The organism is Halothiobacillus sp. (assembly GCF_028710545.1).
Classification (GTDB): domain Bacteria; phylum Pseudomonadota; class Gammaproteobacteria; order Halothiobacillales; family Halothiobacillaceae; genus Halothiobacillus.
Map to the genome: position 1 here is coordinate 23,265 of NZ_JAQTTX010000001.1, position 19,868 is coordinate 43,132.

Below are 19,868 nucleotides of genomic sequence, written 5' to 3' on the forward strand. Positions count from 1 at the left end.
ATCCCGAATTTCAGTACATGCTTGCGCAGAGGAACTGCACATGAACCATATTTATCGTCTTGTTCGTCATCGTACCACCGGCAAGATCCGGGTGGTTTCTGAATTGGCCCGTGGGGCAGGGAAATCTGGCCGATCTCGTGTGGATAATCCTGCCTCATCCCACGTCTCGACGCGCGTCACCCCAAGCGTCTTCCAGGGCATGCTGTTTTTGGGAGCGTTGCTGCTCAGTGTGAATGCGCTGGCGGCCACGGGCACGGCGGGCGGCGATGGCGGCTCACCGCAGAATGCCAGTCTGTTGGGTGCTCAAGGCACGGGCAGCAACAGCCCGAACAATGACGGTGGTTATGGCGGTTGTGCTACCTGCGGTCAGACCAATGGCTCGGCTGGTGCGGGCGCCAATGGCAGTGGCGGTGGTGCCGGGATGACGACACCCACTGCGGGCGGGGCGGGCAATACCGGCGGGGGTGATGGTGGGCGCGGCTTTTATGGCGGTGGCGGTGGCGGCGGTGGCAGCCTCGAAACCCAAGGCGTGGGCGGCGGTGGCGGTGGCGGCCTGGCCGGTTCGAGCTACTCCGGCGGTGGTGGCGGCGGCGGGGGTGGTGTCGGCGGCACCTGGACAGCCGGAGGCTCTGCCACCCGAACCGAAAGCGTCACCGGCGGTAGCGGCGGCAATGGCGGTTCGGGCGGCGGCGGCACGCTGTTCGTTGGCCACGGATTTTATGGTGGCGGCGGTGGCGGTGGTGCCGCGTTTTATATCGGCTCCGGTAATCTGACTTTGGGTGGCACCTATACTGGCGGGGCGGGCGGTAACGCTTATTTCAACCCGAACGACAACAGTTATGGCGGCGGTGGCGGTGGCGGGGCGGGCCTGGTGATTGGCGATGCCAATACCACGGTGCTGTCTGCTGGCGGCGCAGTCAACGGCGGAACGGGCGGTGGCGGCGATGCGGCCGGCAATGGCGGCGCGGGCATCGTGCTCGGTACCGGCAATACCTTGACCATCGACCAGAATGCCAGTGTCTCGGGCGGTACCGGCGGCACGGGGGCGTTCGCCGGGCAGGGTGGCGTGGGCATTATCGCCACCGGCAGCAGCCTGATTGATGTCAAAGGCTCCGTTTCCGGTGGTGTTTCCGGTTCGGGTTCGGGAGCGAGCAGCGATCCGGCCGATGCCATTGATTTGAGCGGCGGCGGCAATACGGTACAACTGGATACCACGGCACAGGTTCACGGCAAGATCGTCAGCAGCAGCGGCGCGACCAATGGTGGCGATACCTTGTTGCTGACCGGCGGGGGTGGCGGCACGATCGGTGCCGATCAGTTGGTGGGTTTTGGTACCTATGCGGCCAATAGCGGTGCGTGGACGCTCACCGGCACCGGCGATGCCAGCCAGAACTGGACCTTGTCCGGCGGCGCGACGGGTTTGATCGGCACCACCCAAAGCCTGGTCGGCAACATCAATATGGGTAATGGCAGCTATGTCAATTTTCTCAATAATCCAGGCGGCACGTATTACGGCACGCTCAATGGCGCGGGTGATGTCAGCATCAATGGCGGCAGCGTGACCTTTGCGGGCCAGAATACCTACTCGGGTGCCACGGTTTTGAGCAATGGAGCGACGCTCTCGCTCACCGGCAATGGCGTGCTGGGAAATAACACCTATGTGAGTATGAGTGGCGGCTCGGTGCTGGATTTTTCGGCCTCGAACCTGGCGCAGAACAGCGATACCCAGTATCTGGACGACTTGGCAGGAGATGCGGGTAGTGTCGTGCATCTGGGCAGTGGCCGCATCAACATCACCGGCGCAGGCGGACAGGTATTCAATGGCACGATCGACGGTACGGGCGCGGCCTTGTTTACGGTGTCGGGCGGTCAATGGGGCTTGGGCGGCACGGTGACGACCGGTTTGCCGTTTGTCATTCAGGGCGGCGCTCAGGTCAATATTTATGGCGACGGCACCATCACCAACGGCGTGAGCGTGAATGGCATGCTCTCTTTGGGAAATACAAACCAAGGCTTCACGACCCGTTTTTTACAGGGCAGCGGCATGGTGGCGCTGAGTGACAAAAGCCTGACGCTGACCGATGGTGGCGATTCGACCTATTATGGGCAAATCACCGGCGGCGCGGGCAGTACGCTGCATTTAACCGGCGGCACGCAGATCTTCACTCGCGATGTGGGCTTTCAATTTTTCAGCGGTAAAACGCTGATCGACCCCGGTGCCAACCTGCTGCTGAATCTGGCGGCGACCATGCCCAAATCCGATGTCACGGTCAATGGCACGCTGACGGTGGCAGGTCCTGGCCCGTCGACCGCAGAGGTACGCACGCTCAATGGCGATGGGGTGGTCAACATCACCGGATCGCGCGCCTTGCAGATCGACGATCAGGGCGGCGTGTTCTCCGGCACGATCACCAATGCGACCAATACCACGGGTAACCTCGTGATTGCGTCCAGCGCAGCACAGACACTATCGGGGGTGAATACCTATAACGGCACCACGACGTTAAGAGGCGCTTCCACGCTCACGCTGTCTGGCGCCGGTTCGATTGCCGACTCTGCCAATGTCATCCTCAACACCTTGAGTTTGCTGGATATTTCCGGCACCACGGCAGGTACCACGATTCAGCAAGTGCAAGGAACAGGCAACATCCAACTGGGCGATCATACCCTGACGCTCAGCAATCCCAATGCCAATAACATGACCTTCGATGGGCAGATTCTGGGCGGGGCCGGTGGCCTGCATCTGCAAAATGGTAGTCTGAACCTATCGTTGCCGGGTACCTACCACGGCGATACCGTAATCGATCCGTCGGCAACGCTGGCATTTAGCGGCCAGGGATCACTGGCAGACAGTACGGTCGTCGTCAATGGCACGCTGGATGGCACGGCCACCAATCTGGTTAATGCATCGAACAATAATTATGTGGTTGTCGGCGGGCTTTCTGGGGATGGCGTGGTCAACCTCGCGCAACCGAACTCATTGCAAATCAACAATGCCCAGGATAGCGTGTTTTCCGGACAGTTGAATTTTGGTTCCGGCACGCCGGGGATGTTGGGTTTTCTGGTGATGCAAGGCGGCACGCAAACCTTCGATAGTGCCATTTCATTGCCGATCGCCGCGCTCATCCAGCAAAATGCCACGCTCAGGTTCGGTAGCAATGGTTCATTGAGTTTGCCAGCGCAAGGTAGCCTGTATAACGACGGCACACTGGATTTCAGCGCCAGTTCCGCCACGCAGACCACCGGTACCATCGGTGGTCTGGGGGCGATGATTCTGGGCAGCGGTGGCCTATCGCTCACGGGTGATAACAGCGAATACACCGGGGTGATTAGCGGCAGTGGTGGTATTAACCTGACCACCGGCACCTTGGTGTTTGACGGGGCCAATACCTATTCTGGTAACACCGTGGTCGCCACGGGGGCATCGCTGCTGCTGAACAATCAAGGCAGTCTCGCCAATTCTCAGGTAAAAAATGACGGCGTGGTTGATTTAAGTGCGGCCACGATCAACCCGACCGTGGCGGGAATCAGTGGCAGCGGTGCGCTAAAGCTGGGCAGTAACACGCTGCATCTGGCGAATGCACAAGGCGTATTTGATGGTGCCGTGAGTGGCAGCGGCACGCTGAGCATGGATGGCGGTTCGTGGACTTACAACACCACGGCGGCACAGGCCAGCGGGTTTACGGGGGCGACCAACATCACCGGCGGCCAGATGATGGTCGGTGATGAACAGCACGGCAATGCCTATCTCCCAGGCGATGTGGCCGTTCAATCGGGCGCCACCCTGCGCGGTCACGGCACGATCGGCGGCGATGTGCAGAACGACGGCACCGTATTTCCGGGCGGTTCGGTTGGTATCCTTACGGTTAATGGTAATTACACCCAGGCAGCTAATGGTGTGCTGACCGCTCAAGTATTGCCTAGCGCCAATCCGGTCGCGGGCGTCGATTACGATCAACTGCATGTGCTCGGTCAGGCCACGCTTGACGGGGCACTGGATGTCGTTGTCGATTCCGGTCAATACACCATCGGCACGCAATACGACCTTGTTAAGGCCGATGGCGGTGTATCCGGGCAATTTGCGCAGGTGGCCTACAACCCGGCATTCGCCGCATACATCACCCCCACCGTGCAGTATTCGGCCAACACAGCCAGCTTGAGACTTCTGCCAACGGCCGCTCCGACACCGACTCCGACACCGACTCCGACACCGACTCCGACACCGACACCGACTCCGACACCGACTCCGACTCCGACTCCGACTCCGACTCCGACTCCGACTCCGACTCCGACTCCGACTCCGACTCCGACACCGACTCCGACTCCGACTCCGACTCCGGCTCCGACTCCGACCCCGGCTCCGGGCCTTGCTTACACCACGGCAAATGCAGCGGTAGCGCAGCCTTGGATCACGCAGCACAGTCTGTTGTCCGTCGGCGATACCCTTGCTGACGCACCAACTCATGGTCGCATCAGCGGTCGTCATGTCTGGTTGCGGGCGCTCAAAGGCCAGGGTGGAGCGAATGCCGCCTCTGTCGATCAAAACGGAGTTGTGCTGGGTGCCTCGAAGGCGGTTTCAGATGACTGGTCTGCCGGTGTTGCCTTCGCTCATACCCGAACGCAAACTCAAACCAGCTATCAATCAGTCCAAGGGCGTGGTTTGGGGCTGTATGCCTTGAGTGAGTTCAATCAAGGCCCTTGGCGAATCGATGCATCAGTGGGTGGTGGACGACTCACACAGGACAGTACCCGCCACCTCGATCCGACGGGATTGGTGGCTTCGGGCGATACCCACGGCTGGTATGGTTCGGCTGCTGTCACCGCGCGATACCACCACCAAATAAACAAAAAAGGGTTTATCGAGCCCTATGCTGGCGCGGCTTACCTCTACAGTCATACCCAGGCGTTTGAAGAGAGCGGCGCGGGCTTGCTGAACCTGTCGTACGCATCACGCGGCAGCAGTCTTGGTCGATTCAGCACCGGGGTAAAAGCAGGTATGGATCTCGGCAATGCGGGCGGAATGCAGGTTCGCCCCTGGGTGCTTGCCGGCGTTACTGCCTATGCCGGTGACACCCGGTCCACCCAGAATCTGTCGCTCGGTGTGCTCGATCAAACCTTGACCGCCCGGGGCGCTTCCCACACGGCCCTGGCAACCGGTGCAGGGGTAACCTTCGAAAGTCCGGGGCATCAGTGGCATACCACATTGGCCTACGAGGGGGAACATAGCCACGACAGCCACTTTAACAGTGTGCAATTGAAGGTTTCGTATCGCTGGTAAGCGCGCTTGTGATTTCGCATATCGTTGGGAGAGGCGGCTATTTAACGATCTTGGAACAGAATCTGAACAACGTAAACAGGATGACTTGGGCGCATTAAGAATAAATGCCTTCGATGCGGCTTTTGCCTGATGGATGGCAAGCGGGATAAACTGGGCGGACTAAGGAACCTCTGATTGAATCCTTCGTGGCCGAGACGGGCTTTTGAGGGATGAGTCGCGAGGCGCGGTGCGAAACGGGCTTGCGCCAGCTCAATGCGAAGCAGGCGCAAGCCCGCGTTAATGGTTATTCCATTCGTGAGCGGCGCAACACAGCGGGCTTACGCCAGCTACGCGTAAAATCGCCCTCAAAAGCCCGTCCCATGCGGGTTGCCGCCCAAAAGCCGCAACACTTCGTTATCGGCCTTGGCATCGTAGCGTAAACTACGACCTGCGGCCTCTGCCTCGTTTTGCGACTTTTGGATCAGCAACTCGGCTCACGAGGGATTCAATCAGAGGTTCCTTAAATCATCCTTACCCAAATCCTTTTACGTTGGACATTGAATTGAAAGCCCAAATCGAACTTCGTCTGTTGAACGCCGTGCGCCACATGCAAGAACAAGGCGTGCTGGACGCGGCCATCAATGTGACGCCCGCACTCACGGTGCCGAAAGATCCCAGCCATGGCGATTTTGCCACCAACATCGCTTTGCAAATTGCCAAGCCCATGGGTGTGCCGCCGCGTGTGGCAGCGGAGCGACTGCTCGAAGCATTGACGGATCGCAGTGGTATTCGTCAGATCGAGATTGCCGGCCCGGGCTTTCTGAACTTTTTCGTCGATCCGGCGGCGGCGTTTGCCTTGATCGACACCATCCTTTCGGCGGGGGGCACGTTCGGTCACTCGCAGTTCGGTGCGGGGAAAAAGGTTCAGGTCGAGTTCGTTTCCGCCAATCCGACCGGCCCGCTGCACGTCGGGCATGGCCGGGGCGCGGCCTATGGTGCCGTGGTCGCGGACCTGCTCGCGGCCGTCGGTTTCGACGTGCACCGGGAATACTATGTGAATGATGCCGGGCGGCAGATGCATATTCTGGCCGTCAGCATCTGGCTGCGTTACCTGGAAGCCTGTGGTGCCAAGCTGACCTTCCCCGCGAATGGCTACAAATCCGAAGCATATATTTTCGACATCGCCCGAGCGCTCAAGACCGAGCATGGCGACACATTGTTCGTATCGACAGAGGATGTATTTACCAACCTGCCGCCGGATGAGCCGCAGGGTGGCGACAAGGATGTGTACATCGACACCTTGATCGAGCGGGCAAAAACCCTGTTGGGCGAAACGCGTTACCGCACGGTGTTCGATGCGGGCCTGAACTCGATTCTGGCCGACATTCGCGACGATCTGCGGGAATTCGGTGTGGAATACGAGCAATGGTATTCCGAGCAGACGCTGGAAGATCGCGGCTTGATCGACCGTGCGATCGCCAAGCTGGAGGAACGCGGCTTCATCTACGAGCAAAACGGCGCGCTGTGGTTCAAATCGACCGAGTTTGGTGACGATAAAGACAGGGTGGTTCGTCGCGACAACGGTCAAAGCACCTATTTCGCCTCCGATATCGCTTATCACATGGAGAAATTCGAGCGCGGTTTCGAGCGCGTGATTGATATCTGGGGCGCGGATCACCATGGTTATGTCCCCCGTGTGAAGGCGGCGCTGACCGCGCTGGGGTTTGATGCGTCCCGGCTCGATGTTTCCCTCGTGCAGTTTGCGATCTTGTATCGCGGTGGCGAGCGGGTGCAGATGTCGACCCGTTCCGGCAGCTTCGTGACCTTGCGCGAACTGCGCCAGGAAGTCGGTAACGAGGCGGCCCGTTTCTTCTACATCATGCGCGCCGCAGCGCAGCATCTGGATTTCGATCTTGATCTGGCAAAAAGCCAATCCAACGACAACCCGCTGTACTACATCCAATACGCCCACGCGCGGGTATGCAGTGTGTTCCGTCAGTTGCCGCTGCGTGGATTTACCCACGATGCCGAGAACGGCCGCAGCGCCTATGCACGATTGACCGAATCGCACGAACAGGCGCTGTTCAAGCGGCTCTCGCAGTTCAGTGATACCGTGCAACGTGCCGCGGTGAATCTCGAACCGCATCTGCTGGTGCATTATCTGCGTGAACTCGCGCAGGATTTCCATGCCTACTACAATGCGCACGCATTTCTTGTGGCCGATGATGCGCCGTTGCGTGACGCGCGTTTGAATCTGGTTGCGGCGACCCGTCAGGTGTTGGGCAATGGTCTGGCGCTGCTCGGCATGAGCGCACCGGAAGAAATGTAAGCCAGAAATTCAAATCAGGTAACTTCACACATGGCTCAAAGCAAACGCACGCCGACCAATCGTCGCCGCAGCAATCCGCCCGCCGGTTCCGCGGGAAAATGGATTGTTGCGTTGCTGCTGGTAGTGATTGTGCTGCTCGGTTACGTCGCTTCACATCTGTGGAAAAAAGACACGCATTTGGGTTCAGGCTCGGGGCAGCAGGATGCCCGTTCGGTCGAGAAGCCCGATGAGAAGCCGCCGGTCAAGCCGGATTTCGAGTTCTATACCCTGTTGCCTCAGCAGAACAACGGACCGGCCATTACGACTCCGGACAAGCAGCTTCCTCCGGACAAAGCCACATCTGAAAACAAGACGACCGGAACGCCGGCAGGCAAGGCGCCGGAACGAAACTACTGGATACAGGCCGGTTCTTTTGCCACCGAGGCCGAGGCCGACCGTCGCAAGGCGGAAATTGCCATGCAGGGCTTTGCTTCGGAAGTCCGCCCGGCCAGCGTGAACGGCAAAACCTATTACCGAATTCAGATCGGCCCGATCAAACAGGAGCAACTCGCCACATTGCGCAAGCGTCTGTCCGATGCCCACATCGATACGTTGCCACCGAAAGTGGCGCCTTGATTCCTGATTTTTCGGGATTTTTACCCGTCAGGATCGGTCTGGCTTAATTTTTCCAGTCGATTCGGGTACATTGCATCACAGTTTTTACTTTAATTTATGGGGAAACCGCATGTCTGATTTCATCATTGCACCGAGTATCTTGTCTGCCAACTTCGCCGCACTGGGGGACGAGGTCGATAAGGTTATCGCCTCCGGCGCCGACTGGGTGCATTTCGACGTCATGGACAACCACTATGTGCCCAACCTGACGATCGGCCCGCTGGTGTGTGAGGCCCTGCGCAAACATGGCGTGACCGCACCGATTGACGTGCATTTGATGGTCAAGCCGGTCGATCGCATCATTCCCGACTTCGCCAAGGCCGGTGCCACCTACATCACCTTCCACCCCGAAGCCTCCGAGCACATCGACCGTAGTTTGCAACTGATTCGTGATTGCGGCTGCAAATCCGGCTTGGTATTCAATCCGGCCACACCGCTGGACGTGCTCGAATACGCCATCGAAAAAGTGGACATGATCCTGCTGATGTCGGTCAACCCCGGTTTCGGCGGGCAGAAATTCATTCCTTATGTGCTCGACAAAGCCCGTCAGGCGCGCAAGATCATTGATGCCTCCGGTCGCACCGACATCCGTCTGGAAATCGACGGCGGCGTGAGCCCGGCCAATATCCGTGAAATCGCCGAAGCGGGTGTGGATACCTTCGTTTCCGGTTCTGCTCTGTTCGGCAAGGCCAGTGCAAACGACGCGAATCGCTATGACACGATCCTCTCGGAATTCCGCGCCGAACTCGCCAAGGTTAAAAAGTAATGCCGCAATTTGCGCCCAACTTGGTGCTGTTCGATCTGGACGGCACCTTGGTGGACTCGGTGCCGGATCTGCACGAAGCGGTCAATCGAATGCTTGCCGAGCTCGGCCGTCCGACACGCATGATCGAGCAGGTTCGTGATTGGATCGGTAATGGCATCAAGCCGTTAGTGAGCCGCGCCTTGACCGGCCAAATGGATGGCAAGGTCGATGAAGCGCTGCTTGATGAGGCCATCGCCGCGTTTGATCGTGCTTATCAGGCAACCAATGGCAAATTTACCCGGATTTTCCCGGGCGTCATCGAGGGGCTGAAATACGTGCGCACACTCGATATTCCCGTGGGTCTGATGACCAACACGCCCCGCGCCTACACCGAGCCGCTTCTGGCCGAAACTGGCCTGTTGCGTTTTTTTGATCATGTGCATTGTGGCGATGATTTACCGGTGCAAAAACCCGATGCGGGTCCGTTGCTTTATGTGGCGGGCTGGTTTCGGGTTGAACCGACGGGCGCGCTGATGGTGGGCGATTCCATCTCTGACCTGAATGCCGCGCGCGCGGCCGGATTTAATATCGTCTGCACGAGCTATGGCTACAATCACGGACGCGATATCCGCGACTACAACCCTGATGCCATGATCGACTCGCTTGACGAGTTGAAATCACTGTTGGTGGGCGCGACTACTTAATTTTTCTGCAATTTCCGAGTTCTACCATGAAATTTACCCCCAAAATGGTGTTGTTCGATCTGGATGGCACGCTGATCGATTCCGTGCCGGATCTGCTGGTTGCCGTCAACCAGATGCAGGATGAACTCGGCTTGCCGCACCGTGCCGAAGCCGATGTGCGTAACTGGGTCGGCAACGGTATCGAGCGCCTGGTCGAACGCGCACTGACCAACGATTTGCACGGTACGCCCGATGCGGCTCTGTTCGACAAGGCCATGCCGATTTTCAAACGCTTGTATGCCGAATCCAATGGCAAGCATTCCTGCGTATTCCCTGGCGTGAAAGAGGGCATTGCCTACGTCAAATCGCTGGGGCTGTCCGTCGGTTGCGTGACCAACAAGGCCGCTGCATTCACCTTGCCATTACTCAAGGATATGGGCTTGCTCGATTCATTCGAAACGGTCATTGCCGGCGATACGCTGCCCCTGAAAAAGCCCGATCCCGCCCCGCTGATTTACGCCGCAGGCTGGTTCAAGGTGCATCCGCGTGAAGCGTTGATGATCGGCGACTCGATTTCCGATGTGAAGGCGGCACGTGCGGCCGGTTTCTCCATTATCTGCATGAGCTACGGCTACAACCACGGCGAAGACATCCGCAACTATCACCCCGATGCGGTGATCGATTCGATGGCGGAATTCCCCAAGCTGATCGGCAAGGCATCATGACGCAACGGGTGTTTTTACGGACAAAACGGCGATGGCGGAACTGAACAGTTCATTCCCGCTCTGTCCATAGCGCCGTAAAGCACGAAAAGTTAAGGAAATTGTCATGTCGTTCACCCCAACCGCTACTCAACTGAAGGCCCTTGCTGCCGAAGGTTTCAACCGCGTCCCGTTCACCCGCGCCATTTCCGGAGATTACGACACACCGTTGTCGGTGTACCGCAAACTGGCCGATGCGCCCAACAGTTACCTGTTTGAATCAGTCATGGGCGGCGAGCGTTGGGGACGTTATTCGATCATCGGGCTGGCGGCGCGGACGGTGCTGCGTGTTTATGGCCATAAGATCGAAGTGCGCCGGGACAATGAGCTGATCGAAACCACCGAGGCGGACGATCCGCTCGCCTGGGTCGAGTCATTCAAGGCGCGCTATCGTGTGTTCGAGCCGGAAGGGATGCCGCGCTTCCACGGTGGCTTGGTGGGTTATTTCGGGTTCGAAACCATTCGCTATATCGAGCCACGGCTGGCTGCGAAACCACCCAAGCCCGACCCGTTGGGCACGCCCGATATTCTGCTCATGGTGTCCGAGCAGGTCGTAGTGGTGGACAACCTCTCCAGCCAACTCCTGCTGGTGACGCTGGTCGATCCGGCCCAGGTCAATGCCCTCGAAGAAGGCGCTAGGCACCTAGATGCCCTGACCGAACGTCTGCGAACCGAGCGGGTGCGCTATGCGCCACTGGCCCATCCTCGTTATATCGACGAGAACGATTTCAAGGCCAGCTTCACGCGCGAAGGCTACGAATCGGCCGTGCTGAAAATTCGCGAATACATCGCGGCGGGTGATGTGATGCAGGTCGTGCCCAGCCAACGGATGACCATCGGCTACGATGCGCCACCGATTGACCTCTATCGTGCCCTGCGCAGCCTGAACCCCTCGCCGTACATGTATTTCATCGATTGCGGCGATCATCAGGTCATCGGCTCAAGCCCCGAGATTCTCGCCCGTCTCGAAGACAACGAGATTACCGTGCGCCCCATCGCCGGTACGCGCCCGCGCGGCAAAACCCATGCGGAAGATCTCGCGCTGGAACAGGATCTGCTGAGTGACCCGAAGGAAATCGCCGAACACGTCATGCTCATCGATCTCGGGCGCAGCGACACCGGTCGCGTGGCCGAAATCGGTTCCGTGAAACTCGAAGAACGCATGATCATCGAGCGCTATTCGCATGTGATGCACATCGTCTCGCAAGTGACCGGCCAGCTTAAAGCCGGTCTCAATGCCATCGATGTACTCCGCGCCACCTTCCCGGCAGGCACCGTCAGCGGCGCGCCGAAGATCCGCGCACTGGAAATCATCGACGAGCTCGAACCCGTCAAGCGCGGCGTCTACGCCGGTGCCGTCGGTTACTGGGCATGGAATGGCAACATGGACACCGCCATCGCCATCCGCACCGGCGTCCTCAAGGACGGTGAACTCCACATTCAGGCCGGTGGCGGCATCGTCGCCGACTCCATCCCCGCCAACGAATGGGAAGAAACCCTCAACAAACGCCGAGCCCTATTCCGCGCCGCCGCCGTCGCACAGGCGGGGGTGGATGGTGCTGAGGAGCATTCATGACACGTGTTGTTGGGTGATTTATCCGAGTACGAGGATGAAAAAGGCGCGGATTTCGCGCCTTTTTCTTGAAACTGGAATTTACCTACTTAGTGGTGGTGTGCGTGTGAACATCCGCCGCCACAGCCGCCCATCGGGCTGGTGTGGTCTTCGTCATCGTCGTCCCGTTCGGTAAATCCGGCAGGGATGAGCGGGTGGATGCCAAGTTTGTCAAACAGGGCGCGGTCGCGGTTCTGATCGGCGTTGTCGGTGGTCAGGAGTTTGTCGCCGTAGAAAATGCTGTTCGCACCGGCGAAGAAGCACCAGGCTTGCGCTTCGTCGCTCATGCCCTCGCGGCCGGCGGACAGGCGGACGTGCGATGTGGGCATGAGGATGCGGGCGACGGCGACGGTGCGGATGAACTCGATCGGATCGAGGGCGGGGATGTCCGCCATCGGTGTGCCGGGGATGCGCACCAGCATGTTGAGCGGCACGGATTCCGGTGCGCGCGGCAGGTTGGCCAGCGTGGCCAGAAACGAGGCGCGGTCCTCGCGTGATTCGCCCATACCCAGAATGCCGCCGGAGCAGACGTTGATGCCGCTGTCACGCACATGCGCCAATGTGTCGAGCCGATCCTGCATGCTGCGGGTGGTGATGACTTCGCCGTAGAACTCAGGTGAGGTATCGATATTATGGTTGTAGTAATCGAGCCCGGCTTCTTTCAAGCGGCCAGCCTGGGGCGCGGTGAGCATGCCTAGGGTGACGCAGGCTTCCATACCCAGATCTTTGACGACACCAACCATGCTGATGACATTTTCCAGCTGCTTGTCGGTCGGGTTTCGCCAAGCGGCACCCATGCAGAATCGGGTGGCTCCGGCTTCGCGGGCACGTAGGGCGGATTCCCGCACTTCCGATAGCGGCAGCAGCCGCTCGCGTTCCAGCCCGGTATCGTATTTCGAACTCTGCGCGCAGTACGAACAATCCTCCGGGCAGGCGCCGGTTTTGATGGAAAGCAGGGTGCTGATCTGAACGGCATTGGCGTCGAAATGCGCACGATGGGTTTCGTGCGCACGGAACAAAAGATCGTTGAACGGCAGGTCGAACAGGGCGAGAACCTGGGTCAGATCCCAGGGGTTGGACGTTTTAGACAAGGGCAGCCTCACATGCAGGAAAGGATTGGTTTGACAGGTGATTGGTGATTCGTCTTTATTGGTCGTCTTCAAAGGGACGATGGGGTTCAATCACGCAATCGACCCATGTGTCGTGATTGATCTTGTAAAGATCGTAAATCGTCCATGGGATCAGAATCACGGCCGCAATGGCCCAGATCACAAGATAATAGGTAACGTTGACCGGGAAGAACACCGCCACCGCCACGGCGGTCCCGGCGACACCATAGAACCGGTAGGCGGCCCACTGGGTATAGTGGCCTACCTTGGGATTTGGGTGATGTTTGTTCAGCGCGTAAATCAGCATGGACATGCCCGTCCAGAAAATCCCAAGCGGCAGCGGAACGAGAACGGCAACCAGCGTGCCATAATTGAACCACTTGGCGGCTCTACGCGAGGATGCGCCGGAAACGATTTTTCCTTCTTCTTCGTCTTCGATGGCGTGGATATATTCAGTCATGGGAACAGGCTCCCTTAATATTGGTACATGGAGTATGAATGTAGCATGAATCGACTGGCCGGACTAACACGGTTTCTGGTGCCTTCACCCTGCTACCTGTGTGGAACGCCAAGCGTGGAGGACAGCGGGTTGTGCGCCCGATGTGCCAGCGATTTATCGGCTGATAAGAGAACCCTGCCGCACCGTTGTCCGCAATGCGCGATTCGGGTGAGTGAAGCCGGGCAACGTTGCGCCGCGTGCCTGCGGCATCCACCGCATTTCGATTTTGCTGTTGCGGGGCAGGATTTTAACGCAGCAAGCCGATACCTGATTCATCAGTTCAAATATCGCAAGGACCCCGGTGTGCTTAATGCGTTGATGCAGCCGCTTTTCTTGTCTATCGAGCAGGCGTATGGCCGGCGTCAAGATGGTCTGCCAAATAACCAATTGAAAGACTGGCCGGATGTGTTGATCCCGATGCCCATTCATCCCGAGCGGCGGCAGGTTCGTGGATTCAATCAGGCACGCTTGATTGCCGACCGGATCGGGCGGCGTTTTGATTTGCCCGTTCATGGAAAGGCGGTAGTGCGTTCCGGGTCCAGCGAATCTCAAAGCGGGTTGTCTGCCATTGATCGCCGCAAAAGCCTGAAAAACGCCTTCGAGGTCAGGCAGGCTTTGCCCCGGCATGTCGTGATTGTTGATGATGTGATGACGACCGGTAGTTCTGCCGATGCCCTGGCGCATGCCCTTAAGCGGTCAGGGGTGCGGATGGTCTCCGTCTGGGTATTGGCGCGTACGCCCGCGCCGGGTGATATTCCTCATTGAACCCCGGCTGCTCCAGTTGTTTTTCAGTGTGTTCGTGTGCTTGAGTGCCGCCTGTCTTTGAGGTATCATCGCCGCCCTTATTTACTATTGCTTTGAATGCTGCAAAGTCCATGATCATTGTGGGCCGTTGTGGCGAAAGCGATCGAATCGAACAACCCACGAATTTTATGGGTAAAAACTCAAGGTATCACTCATGAAACCAGACATTCATCCTAATTACCGTCCTGTCGTGTTTCAGGATCTGGCCTCCGATTTTGCCATGCTGACGCGTTCTACCATTCGCGCCAAAGAGACCATCAAATGGACCGACGGCGAAGAATATCCGTTGGTGAAGGTTGAAGTCTCCTCTGCCAGCCACCCGTTCTACACCGGCAAGCGCATGGATTCCAGTACCGCCAAGCAAGTGGATAAATTCCGCAACCGCTACGGTAAGAAGTAATTCCGCGCGTTTCGACGCCATGCTCAAAGCGTGTAAAAAGGCACCCCGCTCGATTTGGCTGGGTGCCTTTTTTCTTTTTCTTGCCAGCGTATTTTCGTCATTCGTATCGGCAGAGGAGCAATGCCCACCGCCAAGAAACGCGATTTCCGCCACGGTGGCTTATGTCGATGATGGCGACACCGTTCGGCTGACCAATGGCGATCGGGTACGCCTGGCGGGTATCGATGCCCCCGAGGTGGCGCATCCTGCTTATGCTGATCGGGCCGCACGACCTTCAGAGCCATTCGGAGATGCCAGCCGTCAGGCATTGATGGCACTGTTGGCAACGTCGCACAACCGATTGCGCGTGCAATATGGCGCTGAGCCCGAAGATCGTTACGGCCGCAAGCTGGCCTATCTTTATCTTCCTGATGGTAAATCCATTCAGGCTGATCTGGTCGCGCGGGGGCTGGCGATGGCGGTGTACATGCCGCCGAACCTGGCACTCGCCGACTGCCTGACTTCAATTGAAAAAACAGCCCGTCATCACCACGCCGGTATCTGGTCGAACAGCGAATATGATCCGGGTATCGCGACGGCCAAAGGCATCCCGGATGATGTTCAGGGCGCGGCCATCGTTCGCGGCAAGGTGGTCTCGGTGCACCGCAGTCGCAAAAACATATGGATCAATCTGGAAGGCCGGGTGGCATTGCAGATTTCGGCTCGTGCCTGGGATCAGTTCCGAGGCATTGATTTTTATCGCTGGAAGGGGCGCGAATTGCGCGCGCGCGGCTGGCTGGTGCACACCAAAAGTCGCTATGAAGATTGGCGTATGCCGATCGAGTCACCTCGCTCCATCGAGCTCTTGGCGCGATAGGCCGACGCGCAATCTCTTGAAAATCAGCTTTGGCCGTGTTCGGCCAGCCAATCGCGCGGACGGAGGAATTCACGATAGAGTTCTGCCTCAGGGCTGTCTGGGGCGGGCGTCCAATCATAACGCCAGCGTACTTCCGGCGGCATGGACATCAGGATCGATTCAGCGCGGCCGCCCGATTGCAAGCCAAACAGCGTACCCCGATCATAGACGAGGTTGAACTCCACATACCGACCGCGTCGATAGAGCTGGAAGTCGCGTTCGCGTTCGCCGTAGGGCGTGTCTTTGCGCTTCGCCACAATCGGCGTGTAGGCGGGCAGGTAATGGTCGCCAACAGAACGCATCAGGCCGAAGGCCTGCTCGAAATCAATCTGTCCATCGGCGCCGTAATCATCGAAGAATAACCCGCCGACGCCGCGGGGCTCACTGCGGTGCTTGAGCCAGAAATATTCATCGCACCATTGCTTGAAGCGCGGGTATAACTCATCACCGAATGGCGTGCACGCTGCGCGGGACTGCTCATGCCAATGCACGGCATCTTCGGCAAAACCATAATACGGCGTGAGATCAAAACCGCCGCCAAACCACCATACCGGCTTTACGCCAGGCTTCTGCGCCTGGAAAAAGCGCACATTGGCGTGTGAGGTCGGTGCGTACGGGTTGCGCGGGTGAATAACCAGAGAAACGCCCAAGGCTTCGAAGCTGCCACCGGCAAGGTCGGGGCGGTGCGCCGTGGCCGAAGGCGGGAGCTTTTGGCCGGTCACATGCGAGAAATTGATACCCGCCCGCTCGAATACCTCACCGCCCTCCAGCACGCGGCCACGCCCCATCCCATTGAGCGCTTCGGTTTCGGGGCGCTGCCAGTCGTCGTTTAGAAAACGGGTGGTGGATTCGAAGGCTTCAAGCCCGGATACGATCCGGTCCTGCAGGTCGATGAGATAGTCGCGAACGCGTTGAATGTCGGGCATGGTGATTTGTCTCGTGATGTGTCCGCGCGCTGCGCGTGACATGGGCCGAAATCATGGGTCGAGGGAGGCGGCGGATTATAGCAGGTCGGGCGGACGCACTTGCATGGCTGGCGGGGTTGCTTCGGTCCCGCATGAGCGGGGACTACTATGGTCGGGTTAATCCACCGCTCCGGCGGGAACACCCTGCACGCAATTCCGCCCCGAAGCTTTTGCACTGTAAAGCGCTTTGTCTGCGTTGATCAGTAAGTCCTTGAAGGAAAAGTGCTCGGGTGACAGTGCAGCAAAACCGATGCTGACGGTGAAGTGCAGTGGGGCGCCGTCCTCAAGCATGATGGATTGTGCGGCGATGGTTTGTCTCAAACGTTCTGCCATTTCTTTTGCGGTACCGATGTCGGCCTCGGGCAGAATGAGAGCGAACTCCTCCCCGCCGATACGCCCCACGGTGTCGACGCTGCCACGAACGCTGTGCACGCAGGCTTCGGCGACGGCGCAGATTACCTGATCACCCATGGGGTGCCCCCAGGTGTCATTGATCTGTTTGAACAGGTCGATATCCACCATGAGCAGAGCGAGCTGATGTCTCAGTCGGATGGCCCTTTGGACTTCGACTTCACCGGTGTCCATGATTTGGCGTCGGTTGGCGATCCCGGTTAGAGGGTCACTGGTTGCCAATGACTGCAGCATGAAGTTCATCTTTTCGAGCAGAACATTCTGCTCAGACAGGCGGCGGTTGATGTTAATCAGTTCATCTTCCTTGCGTTTGCGGTCATCGATATTGAACGTTACGCCGATGAACCGTCGTCCCGGATTTTTGCCATCCCGATCCATGACCTTGCCGTAATTGGCATACCAGACCCAGTCACCATGCTTTGCACGGATTCTGAACTCACACCGATAGGTGGCGGTTTTGCCACTCAGGTGATCTTCGACCGCCTGCTTGAGGATCGAAACATCATCAGGGTGGATGATCTTGAAGATCTCATCGATGCAGTAGGCCCCTTCGTGTTCGTCATAACCGAGTTCGGAGAATATCTTGTGAACCTTGCAGACTACCTCGCCGCTGACCAGGTCGTTTTCCCAGAGATCGAGTCCGGCTGCTTCAAGTGCGAGAGCCAGTCGTTCCTTGTTGATGTCTGCTTCTTCCATAGGGGCTTCAGCTCGGGTTGGGCAATTTACCGGCATAGCCGATATTTCGCAGTAAAGCGGCAAAGGATGAAACAACCCCTTGGGCCGAATAAAACGCTTCCGCTGCCTCTACCTTGATGACGCTGACCATCTTCCCGGTGCTCGAGCCCGTGGTGGTGTCGAAGTAAACGGCCAGATCGCTTTCTGCATTGGAAAATCCGCATCCTGTACTTTCCGAGTAGTAGCAAATGGAATCCGGCGCGATGATGTCCGGCTCATTGCTCATGCTCGAATACATGATCAGATTTTCGTTCAGGTTGTAGATGTAATGGGTTTCGGTGCTGTCAGCTTGGTTCTGAGCATTGTCCAGGCGAATGACTCCGGTATCCATAGACGCACTGGTTGTTGATTGCGTAACATCGGTTATGAAGAAGTTGGTTGCAACCGCACTGGCCGTGCGACCGGTCAGTGAACAGATCTCTGTGACAACATCGGCCGTTGACGGTGGCGTGGGCGATTGGATCAGATACTTACCTAGAGCCCAAGCCTGTGACAGTGTGTTCTTAATGTAATTGCCCGCCAAAGCGTAATTGTTCCCCGCGTTTGATGGCCATAACGCGATGCCTGAAAAACTTCCGAAGGCGGAAACAATCCCCCCGGCCAGTGTTTCAGTTTGTGCTGCGGTTGTTGCCGAGAGTACGGCGGATTGAACATCGGCGGATTCGGAGGCATCGTTGGCCAAAGCGCAAGGACTCGACGCCATCGCGCCGCTGTATGTTGTTTGTGGTAACTCCGGTACTGCCCGTCCAGCCCCATCGCCATCCACTACCCAGTCGATGGCGTTGCCGGACAGGGCCGCAGCGATCAAGGGGATGAGGGCGTTGATCGGACCGACTTCAACCGGTATGACGCATCCAAGTGTGCTTCCGGTCGAGTCCTGATAGAGCGCAACCGTATTAATGATGGCGTTTTCAATATCGGCCAGTGTCAGCGCTTCTGCCGCATCGGGTGAGCCCATTAATGCCAGAACGCAGCAGTCTGTCGCTCCATCGTATGGTTTGACGGATACGGCGCCAGTCCAACCGCTCGCCGCGATCTCATCCAATATGCTGACCGCATCCTCGTAACTGCCCCCGCCACCACTGGCCAGAATGGCTGCGCCTGCAGCGATGCAACGGAAGTCCTCTATGCCGTAACTGCTGGTGGTCACTTCATACTCCTTGTTCTCTGCAGGATTTCAGTCACAAATTCCGAGCGGACACAGTTCCAGCTGCGCCGTGACGGTCTTCCAATAACCATGTAGTTCGATTGGCTGAGCGTACCCTATAGTAATGTGCGCTGGCTAGCGGTCTGTTCGGTGCAGGGAAGAGTTGTATTTATCCTGACTGGATAGGGGGTTATCGGTTGAGGTTACCGTTGTTGAAGCCATGTAGGGGGGTATTCGGAGTCAGGCTTCAAGCACTCTTGTTGGCATGCATGTTCTCGTGTGACGTTAACGTCTTAGCCAGTCTCCAGTGCGCCAGTGTCGGATCGGGGTGGGTTGGGCTTGTGTATCGACCGGGCCGGTCAAAATCCCTTCGAGCCGATCATCGAAATATCGCCGAACGGCCAGAGCACTGCGCGCAGGTGGACGCTGTGCGGGATTTGCACTGGTGGACACGATGGCGGTGTTGGCTGCTTGGGCGAGGGCTGCAGCGACGGGGTGCGCGGTGACGCGGACAGCCACTTCATCCCGCCCGCCGGTAATCCAGTCCGGGGTGTTCTGACTGGCCGGCACCACCCAGGTGGATGGCCCGGGCCAATGGGCACTGATCCTGGCCAGTTCTTCTGAGGATAACGATATCCACGGGTGGATCTGCTCGAGGTTGGCGGCGAGTAGAATCAGGCCCTTGCGCCAGTCCCGCTGCTTGAGCGTCAGTATCCGCTCGACGGCGATCTCATCCAGCGGGTCGCAGCCCAGGCCGAATACCGCTTCGGTGGGATAGGCGATCACGCCGCCTTGAGAGACGATCTGGCCGGTAAGGCGAAGGCGAAAGGGGCTGTTGTGCATGATGAATTCGGTGATTGGG

At 58.1% G+C, this 19,868-nt stretch carries 17 protein-coding genes; 10 read left to right on the plus strand and 7 right to left on the minus strand.

Going from position 1 to position 19,868, the window contains the following annotated elements; all coding sequences use genetic code 11:
• Positions 1 to 40: 40 nt before the first annotated feature.
• Entirely contained in the window at positions 41 to 5,278 is a 5,238-nt protein-coding gene (locus tag PHD44_RS00135; RefSeq protein WP_300186598.1) for an ESPR-type extended signal peptide-containing protein, read from the plus strand.
• A 344-nt stretch (positions 5,279 to 5,622) separates the two neighbouring features.
• On the opposite strand, the gene PHD44_RS00140 is transcribed toward PHD44_RS00135, so the two are convergent.
• The gene (locus PHD44_RS00140) at positions 5,623 to 5,745 is read right to left on the minus strand and encodes a hypothetical protein (RefSeq protein WP_300186600.1); all 123 of its coding nucleotides are present in this window, start codon (positions 5,743 to 5,745) and stop codon (positions 5,623 to 5,625) included.
• Between the two features lie 119 nt (positions 5,746 to 5,864).
• On the opposite strand from PHD44_RS00140, the gene argS reads away from it, so the two are divergent.
• From argS to trpE, 6 genes are all read left to right on the plus strand, one after another.
• Complete coding sequence (argS, locus tag PHD44_RS00145) at positions 5,865 to 7,586, plus strand: arginine--tRNA ligase (protein ID WP_300186682.1); 1,722 nt, start codon at positions 5,865 to 5,867, stop codon at positions 7,584 to 7,586.
• A 30-nt stretch (positions 7,587 to 7,616) separates the two neighbouring features.
• Positions 7,617 to 8,201, plus strand: coding sequence for an SPOR domain-containing protein (locus PHD44_RS00150; protein ID WP_300186602.1), 585 nt, complete (start codon positions 7,617 to 7,619; stop codon positions 8,199 to 8,201).
• 109 nt (positions 8,202 to 8,310) lie between these two features.
• A complete protein-coding gene (gene rpe, locus PHD44_RS00155; RefSeq protein ID WP_300186603.1) occupies positions 8,311 to 9,006 on the plus strand; it encodes a ribulose-phosphate 3-epimerase in 696 nt (231 codons plus the stop codon).
• Positions 9,006 to 9,689 carry a phosphoglycolate phosphatase gene (locus tag PHD44_RS00160; RefSeq protein ID WP_300186605.1) on the plus strand — a complete coding sequence of 228 codons (684 nt, stop codon included), beginning with the start codon at positions 9,006 to 9,008 and terminating at the stop codon, positions 9,687 to 9,689. The genes rpe and PHD44_RS00160 overlap by 1 nt, the downstream gene beginning before the upstream one ends.
• A 26-nt stretch (positions 9,690 to 9,715) precedes the next feature.
• Positions 9,716 to 10,393, plus strand: a complete 678-nt coding sequence (locus PHD44_RS00165; protein ID WP_300186606.1) for a phosphoglycolate phosphatase — start codon at positions 9,716 to 9,718, stop codon at positions 10,391 to 10,393.
• A 103-nt stretch (positions 10,394 to 10,496) separates the two neighbouring features.
• Entirely contained in the window at positions 10,497 to 12,005 is a 1,509-nt protein-coding gene (gene trpE / locus PHD44_RS00170) for an anthranilate synthase component I (protein ID WP_300186607.1), read from the plus strand.
• Positions 12,006 to 12,091: 86 nt separating this feature from the next.
• On the opposite strand, the gene bioB is transcribed toward trpE, so the two are convergent.
• Both bioB and PHD44_RS00180 read right to left on the minus strand, forming a co-directional pair.
• Positions 12,092 to 13,132 (minus strand): biotin synthase BioB, encoded by a 1,041-nt coding sequence (gene bioB, locus PHD44_RS00175; protein ID WP_300186608.1) that lies wholly within the window; start codon positions 13,130 to 13,132, stop codon positions 12,092 to 12,094.
• 55 nt (positions 13,133 to 13,187) lie between these two features.
• Positions 13,188 to 13,610, minus strand: coding sequence for a hypothetical protein (locus tag PHD44_RS00180; RefSeq protein WP_300186609.1), 423 nt, complete (start codon positions 13,608 to 13,610; stop codon positions 13,188 to 13,190).
• A gap of 45 nt (positions 13,611 to 13,655) precedes the next feature.
• Here PHD44_RS00180 and PHD44_RS00185 point away from each other — a divergent pair, with 45 nt between their 5' ends.
• The 3 genes from PHD44_RS00185 to PHD44_RS00195 all read left to right on the plus strand — a co-directional run bounded on the left by PHD44_RS00185 (position 13,656) and on the right by PHD44_RS00195 (position 15,709).
• Entirely contained in the window at positions 13,656 to 14,414 is a 759-nt protein-coding gene (locus PHD44_RS00185; protein ID WP_300186610.1) for a ComF family protein, read from the plus strand.
• 193 nt (positions 14,415 to 14,607) lie between these two features.
• Positions 14,608 to 14,853 carry a type B 50S ribosomal protein L31 gene (locus tag PHD44_RS00190; RefSeq protein ID WP_298218422.1) on the plus strand — a complete coding sequence of 82 codons (246 nt, stop codon included), beginning with the start codon at positions 14,608 to 14,610 and terminating at the stop codon, positions 14,851 to 14,853.
• 19 nt (positions 14,854 to 14,872) lie between these two features.
• Positions 14,873 to 15,709: a thermonuclease family protein gene (locus tag PHD44_RS00195; protein ID WP_300186611.1), complete on the plus strand. Its 837-nt coding sequence runs from the start codon at positions 14,873 to 14,875 to the stop codon at positions 15,707 to 15,709.
• Positions 15,710 to 15,732: 23 nt separating this feature from the next.
• Here the strand turns inward: PHD44_RS00195 and hemF are convergent, their stop codons facing one another.
• The 4 genes from hemF to PHD44_RS00215 all read right to left on the minus strand — a co-directional run bounded on the left by hemF (position 15,733) and on the right by PHD44_RS00215 (position 19,849).
• Entirely contained in the window at positions 15,733 to 16,674 is a 942-nt protein-coding gene (hemF, locus tag PHD44_RS00200) for an oxygen-dependent coproporphyrinogen oxidase (RefSeq protein ID WP_300186685.1), read from the minus strand.
• A gap of 156 nt (positions 16,675 to 16,830) precedes the next feature.
• A complete protein-coding gene (locus tag PHD44_RS00205) occupies positions 16,831 to 17,820 on the minus strand; it encodes a sensor domain-containing diguanylate cyclase (protein WP_300186612.1) in 990 nt (329 codons plus the stop codon).
• A gap of 7 nt (positions 17,821 to 17,827) precedes the next feature.
• Entirely contained in the window at positions 17,828 to 19,009 is a 1,182-nt protein-coding gene (locus tag PHD44_RS00210; RefSeq protein WP_300186613.1) for a DUF917 family protein, read from the minus strand.
• 282 nt (positions 19,010 to 19,291) lie between these two features.
• On the minus strand, positions 19,292 to 19,849 hold the full coding sequence (locus PHD44_RS00215; RefSeq protein ID WP_300186614.1) for a Sua5/YciO/YrdC/YwlC family protein: 558 nt from the start codon (positions 19,847 to 19,849) through the stop codon (positions 19,292 to 19,294).
• Positions 19,850 to 19,868: the final 19 nt, after the last annotated feature.